Source organism: uncultured Maricaulis sp. (assembly GCF_963975345.1).
Classification (GTDB): Bacteria; Pseudomonadota; Alphaproteobacteria; order Caulobacterales; family Maricaulaceae; genus Maricaulis.
In genome coordinates, this window is the sequence record NZ_CAXBGE010000004.1 from 267,836 (window position 1) to 276,678 (window position 8,843).

The window sequence follows — 8,843 nt, forward strand, 5'->3', positions numbered from 1 at the left end:
CTCACGCCTCCACCAACACGTCAGTCCACAACTCGCTCGGATCGGGCTCCGGCGAGGTTTTGGCGAATTCGGCGGCGGCGTTGACGATGACCTTGACCTCCTTGTCGAGCGCCTTGAGATCGTCTTCGGTCGCGTGACCGCCTTCGATGAGGCGTTTCTTGATCAGATCGATCGGGTCGTGATGGCTGCGGATATCGTCGACTTCCTCGCGGGTGCGGTATTTGGCCGGATCCGACATCGAGTGACCGCGATAGCGATAGGTTTTCATTTCCAGAATGAAGGGCCCGTCGCCGGAGCGGGCGTGTTTGGCGGCCATCTCGGCAGCCGTGCGAACGGCCTCGACATCCATGCCGTCGACTTCAATGCCGGGAATACCGAAGGAGGCGCCGCGTTTGTGCAGCTTGGTCTCGGACGAAGCGCGTCCGACCGAAGTACCCATCGCGTACTGATTATTTTCGATCACATAGACCACCGGCAGACGCCAGAGCTGGGCCATGTTGAAGCTTTCATAGACCTGGCCCTGATTGGCGGCGCCATCGCCGAAATAGGCGACCGAGATCTTGCCGTTGTCCTTGTAGCGATCCGCGAAGGCGAGGCCGGTGCCGAGCGAGACCTGGGCACCAACAATGCCGTGGCCGCCATAGAAATGCTTCTCGCGAGAGAACATGTGCATCGAGCCGCCCTTGCCGCGCGAATAGCCGCCGGCGCGCCCGGTTAGCTCGGCCATCACGCCATTGGGGTCCATGCCCTTGGCGAGCATGTGGGCGTGGTCGCGATAGCCGGTGATGACCTGGTCGCCCTCTTCAAGCGCCGCCTGGACGCCGACCACCACGGCCTCCTGGCCGATATACAAATGGCAGAAGCCGGCAATCAGACCCATGCCATAAAGCTGGCCGGCCTTTTCCTCGAAACGCCGCATCAGCAGCATTTCCGAATAGTATTGCAGCAGCTGGTCCTTGCCGGCAGCTTTAACGGTGGTCGTGGCGGTTTTGCGCTTGGCGGCCATTATTTCGTACACGAAACAGATGTTTCGCGCTCCTCTTTGTCGCTATCGCCATGTATCAGAAATCGCCTGTCAGGGGCAAGCGGCGGCGCGACATCTCGCCAGTGCGGGGAAAGCTGAGCGGCCCGCAGGCCTGCAACAACCACTGCGTCTTCCTGACGTAAGTCAGGAGCTCGACGCCGTAGAGCTCAATGATATCGAGGTCCTGACTTACGTCAGGAAGACGAACATGTTTGGTGAGGATGAGGGGAAGCGGGTGGAAGCCCGCTCAGCGGCCGTCGTCAGTGGTGATCTCGACGATAAAGTCGCGCGGATGGGCGACATTGAGGATGGTGCGGGCGCGTTCCTCGACATAGTCGAGGTCGAGACTGTCAGAGCGCAGGCGCGCTGCGGTGGTTTCAAGCGCCTCGCGTTCGAATTGGGCTTCGGCGAGTTCGATTTCGGCGGCGTGGAGATCGTTCTTGACGACGATCCAGTTGAGCACCCCCTGCTCGCCCGTCAGCGCGTGATAGCCGAAATAGGCAATCGCGACCGCGAGGAAACAGCTGGGAAGAATACGCTTGATCGCGTCCAATGCCACACACCCTGATCTTCGGCCTTTTCGGCCTGTTCGATGAGGATGATTGAACACGATCAGGCTTTAGGAAGCGTGAATCCGGGATTCAGGCCCCGGTAAGATACGGGCCGCAAATGCGGCAGAAATCGCCATCATCACCGGTTCTGCCAGGCGCGTTGGGACCGGCATGGATGGGCATCATGCTGATCGATCAACCCGGCTTGAGCGCCAGCGTGGCGAAACTGGTCGGCATATAGGCGTTGAGCGGCGTAGCCTCGTCAGACCAGTCATCCTGGTAGAAACCGGCAATCAGGAGACCCGCCTCGATCTGCCCACCGATCTGGGATTCGAGGCTGTGGCTGAATTCCAACGCCTCTCGCTGTTCGATTCGGGCCTGGACCTGCGCCTCGGGCAGATCCCGCGCCGCGTTAAACGGCAATTTATAGCGAACCTGCAACGCAGCCCCGCCCTCGACCGCAGCATGATCAAACAACCAGAAATCCGGATTGACGAAACCCGAAAGCAATCGCCCGCCCGGCTTGAGGACTTCCGCGCACTGCCGCCAGACTGGCGCAAGGTCGGCAATGAAGAGATTGGAGGTGGGGTGGAAGATCAGATCGAACCCGCCGCTGACATGCTCGGACAGGCGCGTCATATCCGCTTCGGTCACAGTCAGGTCGAGGCCGTCGCGCTGGGCCACAAACACGTCCTTGGCCAGTTGCGCCGCGGAAATATCCAACACGGTCACATCGGCCCCCGCCGCTGCGAGCACCGGAGCCTGCTGCCCGCCCGACCCGGCCAAGCAGAGTACACGCGCGCCCTGCAGCGGACCGAACCAGTCACGCGGGACGGATTTGTTAGGCGTCAGAATCACCGACCATTCGCCGCGCCGTGCCGCAGCGATCACGTCGGCACTGACCGGTTGGCACCAGGGACTGTCTCCGCGATCGGATTCAGTATTCCAAGCGGACGCATTGTGGCGGTGAATATCCATGCGCACCCTCCAATGCCCGGCGCAGCCTCAGCTGATCGCGCTGCCGCCGGCATAAACGCCCATATCGCCCAGCTCGGATTCGATCCGCAGCAGCTGGTTGTATTTGGCGGTACGGTCGGAGCGGGCCAGCGATCCGGTCTTGATCTGCCCGCAATTGGTCGCGACGGCGAGATCGGCAATGATCGAATCCTCGGTCTCGCCGGAACGGTGTGACATCACGGCGGAATAACCGGAGCGCAGTGCCATATCGACGGCATCGAGGGTTTCCGACAGCGTGCCGATCTGGTTGACCTTGACGAGGATGGAATTGGCGGCGCCCACTTCAATGCCGTGGGCGAGGCGTTCCGGATTGGTGACGAAGAGATCATCGCCGACCAGCTGGCAGCGGCCATCGAGGCGCGTCGTCAGGGCTTTCCAGCCCTCCCAGTCATCCTCGGCCATGCCGTCTTCGATCGAGATGATCGGGTAGTTGTTGACCAGGGTTTCGAGATAGGCCGAGAAGCTCTCGGAATCATGTGTCTTGCCGGAGCCGGCCAGCACATATTTGCCGTCCTTGTAAAACTCGGTCGAAGCGAGGTCGAGCGCCAGGGCGACATCCTCGCCCGGCTTGTAACCGGCTGATTCGATGGCTTTCATGATCACGTCGAGCGCCTGTTCAGCGGTGGCGATATCGGGGGCGAAACCGCCCTCATCGCCGACATTGGTGTTGAGGCCGTCGGCCTTCAGACGCGCCTTGAGGGCGTGGAAAACCTCGGCGCCGCAACGCAAAGCTTCGGAAAAGCTTTCCATGCCGACCGGCATGATCATGAATTCCTGGAAGTCGATCGGATTGTCGGCATGGGCGCCGCCATTGATGATATTCATCATCGGCGTCGGCAAAACGCGGGCATTGAGCCCGCCGATATAGCGATAGAGCGGCTGGCCAAAGCTCTCCGCTGCGGCGCGCGCCACAGCGAGCGAGACGCCCAGGGTCGCATTGGCGCCGAGCCGCGCCTTGTTGGGCGTGCCGTCGAGCTCGATCAGGGCGGCATCGATCCGGCGCTGATTTTCGGCATCAAAGCCGCCAATGGTCTCGAAAATCTCGCCTTCGATGGCCGCGATCGCCTTGAGCACGCCTTTGCCGCCATAGCGATCCCCGCCATCGCGCATCTCGACCGCTTCATGCTTGCCGGTCGAAGCGCCGGAAGGCACAGCGGCGCGGCCAAAACTGCCATCCTCCAGCAGCACATCGACTTCAACGGTTGGATTGCCGCGGCTGTCGAGGATTTCACGGGCGAGAATATCGGTGATGGCGGTCATGAGGGTCAGGCTCCGGGGCGGATGGCGTTGAGGCGCTTCATAGACAAAGCCGGGCGTCAGGCAAAGCCCAACTTGGCAGGCCCGGTCCAATCGGGGCTGAAACGCAACAGGCGCGTCCCGGTTTCCGGAACGCGCCTGTGGAAATTCATGCCCACAGCACCAGCGGCGCTGCGGCGATACGAATCAGTCGTCCTTGACGTCGAGGATCTGGCGGCCGCGATACATGCCGGACTTCAGATCGACATGGTGCGGACGACGCAGCTCGCCGGAATCCTTGTCTTCGACATAGACAGGGTTGGACAGGGCGTCGTGGCTGCGGCGCATGCCGCGCTTGGACGGCGTAGTTTTTCTTTTAGGGACGGCCATCAGGCTCTCCACGATGCTAAATACGGTTAGAGATGGTGCGAACCACCCGTTAGAGCCGCGCCATATAGCCGCTTCGAACTGGCCACGCAAGCGTTCGGGACGCTTGTTCGTGACATTCGCGGCCAACAGGCGTATTAACCTTTTGTGGGCGACGCCGCAGACCGCACGATCACGAGACACGAACACTCATTGAACTTAGGTCGACTGCAGAACGACGCCGCCCTTTTTCTCCTCAATATGTGCCGGATCAGGTCCGTTGCGTCCGCCATCGTCACCAGCTCCGGCCGCTTTGCGGCCACCACTATCGCCCTCCTCTTCCTTGATGGAAGAGGTGTCGCCGAAAGCGACGGAGATGGTGACGGCCTCGCGGAAATAATCGGGGCAGACACAATTAATCTGTCCTCGCTGCCCTGATAATTGTGTCTGTCCCAATTAATTCAGATAGTCAGCATTGCGCGAGTGGACGCTATTCTGGGTTCCAAAATGTCAACGTAGGAGCGGTGTCTGATGAAAGCCAAGATATTGGAGTTTTTGAGCGTCGTCGGGATAGCTACGATTCTCCAGAAATCATGCTTTATCCTGATAACAATCGCTGGCTACCTGAATTGGGCTGGCGTTATCTGGGTGTTGGTCATATACGCGGCTGTGTCAGTGGTCGTAATTGAGCTGCTTTTTAAAGGCGGCCGTCAAGCCTATGCGTTGCAATTCACGGTTTTTGGCTATGTGGTGTTCTCACATCGTGTGCAGTCGATGCTTGAGCAAGGTGGTGTTGCGGTTTCAGCGCCCTATTGGTGGGGAACCGGGGTAGCATCCGTCTTGTACTTGTTAGCGCTTTTTGCGATTTTTAGAAGGCACAGAAATGGCCTTGAGCCCTATTGGTAGCAATTTAAATGGCTGAAGAAATTGAGACAGGCACAGTTAGCGCACATCAAAAAAGTGGTGACCGGCACCCATTTCCAAAAGCCAAGCATCCATAAGATCGATTGAATTTCCAATCCCGCCGCGGCCCGCGGATACGGATGTCTCCCCCGTGCCATCCTCGCGCTTATCCGCCCCCCGCCGCACCAGGCTATACTCTCCCCAACATCGCTCTTTGACATCGTTAGCCCAAACTCAATCCCCGCCGGATTGCGTCCACCCGTCCGGCATCAGCGCGCTGCCCTCTACGCATCCTCGCTGTAGTCATAGTAGTAGTAAGACCCCTCACCCAACCGATTCCAATTTTGCGAATTGGGCCCAAGAGACACCGTCACAGGCAGGACAGGCCATGGATCTGGAACAATACGACCTTTGGGCCAAGCGGATCGCCGACTGGACGGTCGATTACCTCGCCAATTTGCGTGATCGCCCGGTGCGGGCCCAGACGCAGCCGGGCGACATCTTGCGCCAGCTCCCCGCCGCGCCGCCGGAAGGCGCTGAAACGATGGAGCGCATCTTCGCCGATTTCGAGGCCATCGTGCCTGACGGCATGACGCATTGGCAGCATCCGCGCTTTTTCGCCTATTTCCCCGCCAATGTGGCTCCCGCCTCGATGCTGGCCGAACAGATCACCGCCGCGATGGGCGCGCAATGCATGCTGTGGCAGACCTCACCGGCGGCGACCGAAATGGAAACCCGCATGGTCGACTGGATGCGCCAAGCGCTCGGCCTGCCGGACGGCTTTCGCGGCGTCATCCAGGACAGCGCTTCCTCGGCCACCCTCGCCGCTATCCTGACCATGCGCGAGCGTGCCCTTGGCTGGTCTGGCAATACCGCCGGTCTGTCCAGCCAGCCCCGCCTGCGAATCTACGCCTCGGCCCAAGCGCATTCCTCGATCGACAAGGCGGTGCGTATTGCCGGCATCGGCCAGGACAATCTGGTCAGGATCGCCACCGATGAGGATGATTCGATGCGCCCGAACGCCCTGAGCGCCGCCATCGCTGCCGACCGCGCCGCCGGATATACGCCCGCCGGAGTGGTGTTGTGCGTCGGTGGGACCTCGGTGGGCGCCTCTGACCCGATTGCCGCCATCCTCGCCATCGCCGCCGCCGAAGGCCTCTACAGCCATGTTGACGCGGCTTGGGCGGGATCGGCGATGATCTGTCCGGAATTGCGCGACATCTGGGCCGACGTGGAGGGCGCCGACTCCATCGTCTTCAATCCCCACAAATGGCTCGGCGCGCAATTTGATTGCTCAATCCAATTCCTCGCCGACCCGGGCCCGCAAGTGCGCACGCTCGGTCTGCGGCCGGATTATCTCGAAACGCCCGGTCTTGATGATGGCGGGGCGGAGGGGCTGGTCAATTACAGCGAATGGACCGTGCCACTCGGGCGCCGTTTCCGCGCGCTCAAGCTCTGGTTCCTGATCCGCGCCTACGGGCTGGAAGGCCTGCGCACCCGCATCCGCAACCATATCGCTTGGGCGAATGAGGCCGCGACCGCAATCGCCGCCCTGCCCGGCTTTCGGCTTGTGACGCCGTGCCGCTTCTCGCTGTTCACCTTCGCCTACCAGTCCGCCGCGGCAACGCGAAACCTGCTCGACCGCGTCAATGCCGATGGCCGCACCTATCTGACCCAGACCGTGCATAACGACCAGTTCGTCATCCGCTTTCAGGTCGGCCAGTTCGATTGCAACCGCGAGGACGTGATGATGGCCGTCGATGTACTGGCTGAGCTGACGGCTTAGTTACCGGCATCAAAGCGGATATCGCCGCCCATTGAGGATCGGGTGTCGCGATGGGTTGGTGAGCCGAATATCCGCACTACGGCTCCGGTCGAAGCGCGGACTTTGGCGCTGTCGCTGGCAAAAACACGGGCTTCGCCGCCGGTTGAAGAGTCGATATCGACCGATTGGCAGACCAGATCGCCCGCCCGCAGCACGCCGCCGGTCGACAGATCCAACGCCAGCGCGCCGCACGTGCCGGACATCGTCACTTCGGCGCCGGTGCTGACATCGGCTTCAAGCGCGCCGGCCGCGATACCGGAAACTTCAGTTTTGATACCGCGGTGGAAATCAAGCGCCTCAACGGCTGGCAGGGTGACCCGCACAGTCAGGTCGAGCTCACGACGTTGGCGAAACATCCGGTTGTGCTGACGCAGCACCAATTCACCATCGCTGACCCGCGATTCAAGCTGATCGAAATCATCCGCATCGCCCTCAAGATCGACCGACCAGCTCTCGCCGACCGTGACGACCAAGTGATAACCGCCGCCCGCATTGATGCGGTCGAATCCGGTCAGATCAAGCGGCTGCACGTCCTCGGCCGAAGCCAGACCAGCCGAGAATGCTGCGGCGCCCAGGGCCGCTAAAATCATATTGCGCATTTGCGTCTCCCATCGCGTGTCCATGAGGAACACACTATCATCCATCACCCTTGATGCATGTGGGATCGTGTTTGGATGCATCCCGCCCGAAAGGAGGCGCAGGGTCGCTCTGGCGCGATGCGGCCTAAACCATCCGGCTCTGTTCAAGCGCGGCAGCGATGAAGCTGGCAAACAGCGGATGCGGCTCGAACGGACGCGATTTCAGCTCGGGATGGAATTGCACGCCGATATACCAAGGATGATCCTTGATCTCGACGATCTCCGGCAGGATGCCATCGGGCGACATGCCGGAGAAGACCAAGCCAGCGTCTTCAAGCTGCTGCTTGTACGCAATATTCACTTCATAGCGATGGCGATGGCGCTCTTCGATATGGCTGGTGCCATAGATCTCGCGCACATGGCTGCCCTCGGCCAACACAGCCGGATAGGCGCCAAGCCGCATCGTGCCGCCCTTGTCGTCGGCTTCCGAGCGGGTCTCGACTTCATTGCCGCGTGACCATTCGGTCAACAGGCCGACAATCGCTTCGCCGCCGTCACCAAATTCGCTAGAGGTGGCATCGGGAATACCCGCGAGATCGCGCGCCGCTTCGAGCACCGCCATCTGCATGCCGTAGCAAATCCCGAAGAAGGGCACTTTGCGTTCACGGGCAAAGCGCGCTGCGGCGACCTTGCCTTCAGCGCCGCGGCCACCAAAGCCGCCGGGCACCAGCACAGCATGTACATCCTCGAGTGGGCCGAACGGATCATCTTTTTCAAACTGCTCGCTATCGAGCCATCTCAGCTTGACCTTGACGCCATTGGCGATGCCGCCATGGGCGAGCGCCTCAATCAAGGATTTATAGGCGTCGAGCAGGCCAACATATTTGCCGACAATCCCGATCGTCACTTCGCCGTCAGGTTCAGCGATCGTCTTGGAGATCTTCAGCCATTTGGTCAGATCCGGCGCGGGTGCATCGGCAATGCCAAAGCATCGCAGCACTTCGCGATCCAGGCCTTCCTTGTGGTAGGCTAGTGGGACGTCATACAGCGAGGATGCATCCATGCCTTCGATGACGGCGCTTTCGCGCACATTGCAGAACAGGCCGATCTTGCGTTTGTCGCCAGCGGGAATCGGCATTTCACAGCGGCAGAGCAGGATATCGGGCTGAATGCCGATCGAGCGCAATTCCTTGACCGAGTGCTGGGTCGGCTTGGTCTTCATCTCTCCGGCAACCTTGATGAAAGGCAGCAGGGTTACGTGGACGAAGACGGCGCGTTCATGGCCGAGTTCCTGGCCGAGCTGGCGGATCGCCTCGAAGAAAGGCAGGCCCTCGATATCGCCG

Annotated in this window: 10 protein-coding genes; 2 read left to right on the forward strand and 8 right to left on the reverse strand. The window is 60.7% G+C overall.

What is annotated here, in order from left to right:
* Position 1: 1 nt before the first annotated feature.
* From pdhA to AAC029_RS06320, 6 genes are all read right to left on the reverse strand, one after another.
* Positions 2-1,018 (reverse strand): pyruvate dehydrogenase (acetyl-transferring) E1 component subunit alpha, encoded by a 1,017-nt coding sequence (gene pdhA, locus AAC029_RS06295; protein ID WP_339745235.1) that lies wholly within the window; start codon positions 1,016-1,018, stop codon positions 2-4.
* A 253-nt stretch (positions 1,019-1,271) separates the two neighbouring features.
* Positions 1,272-1,577 carry a septum formation initiator family protein gene (locus tag AAC029_RS06300; protein WP_339745237.1) on the reverse strand — a complete coding sequence of 102 codons (306 nt, stop codon included), beginning with the start codon at positions 1,575-1,577 and terminating at the stop codon, positions 1,272-1,274.
* 193 nt (positions 1,578-1,770) lie between these two features.
* Positions 1,771-2,553, reverse strand: a complete 783-nt coding sequence (locus AAC029_RS06305) for a class I SAM-dependent methyltransferase (protein WP_339745239.1) — start codon at positions 2,551-2,553, stop codon at positions 1,771-1,773.
* Between the two features lie 27 nt (positions 2,554-2,580).
* Entirely contained in the window at positions 2,581-3,852 is a 1,272-nt protein-coding gene (gene eno / locus AAC029_RS06310) for a phosphopyruvate hydratase (protein ID WP_339745242.1), read from the reverse strand.
* Between the two features lie 183 nt (positions 3,853-4,035).
* Positions 4,036-4,218 (reverse strand): 50S ribosomal protein L32, encoded by a 183-nt coding sequence (gene rpmF, locus AAC029_RS06315; protein ID WP_091767016.1) that lies wholly within the window; start codon positions 4,216-4,218, stop codon positions 4,036-4,038.
* A gap of 195 nt (positions 4,219-4,413) precedes the next feature.
* Positions 4,414-4,650, reverse strand: coding sequence for a hypothetical protein (locus AAC029_RS06320; RefSeq protein WP_339745244.1), 237 nt, complete (start codon positions 4,648-4,650; stop codon positions 4,414-4,416).
* A 75-nt stretch (positions 4,651-4,725) separates the two neighbouring features.
* On the opposite strand from AAC029_RS06320, the gene AAC029_RS06325 reads away from it, so the two are divergent.
* Complete coding sequence (locus AAC029_RS06325; RefSeq protein ID WP_339745246.1) at positions 4,726-5,100, forward strand: hypothetical protein; 375 nt, start codon at positions 4,726-4,728, stop codon at positions 5,098-5,100.
* Between the two features lie 385 nt (positions 5,101-5,485).
* On the forward strand, positions 5,486-6,883 hold the full coding sequence (locus AAC029_RS06330; protein ID WP_339745248.1) for a pyridoxal-dependent decarboxylase: 1,398 nt from the start codon (positions 5,486-5,488) through the stop codon (positions 6,881-6,883).
* Here AAC029_RS06330 and AAC029_RS06335 read toward each other — a convergent pair.
* Complete coding sequence (locus AAC029_RS06335; protein ID WP_339745251.1) at positions 6,880-7,521, reverse strand: head GIN domain-containing protein; 642 nt, start codon at positions 7,519-7,521, stop codon at positions 6,880-6,882. The two genes, AAC029_RS06330 and AAC029_RS06335, sit on opposite strands and share 4 nt — an antisense overlap.
* A gap of 124 nt (positions 7,522-7,645) precedes the next feature.
* The coding region (locus AAC029_RS06340) for a CTP synthase (protein ID WP_339745253.1) at positions 7,646-8,843 on the reverse strand (1,198 nt) is incomplete at its 5' end.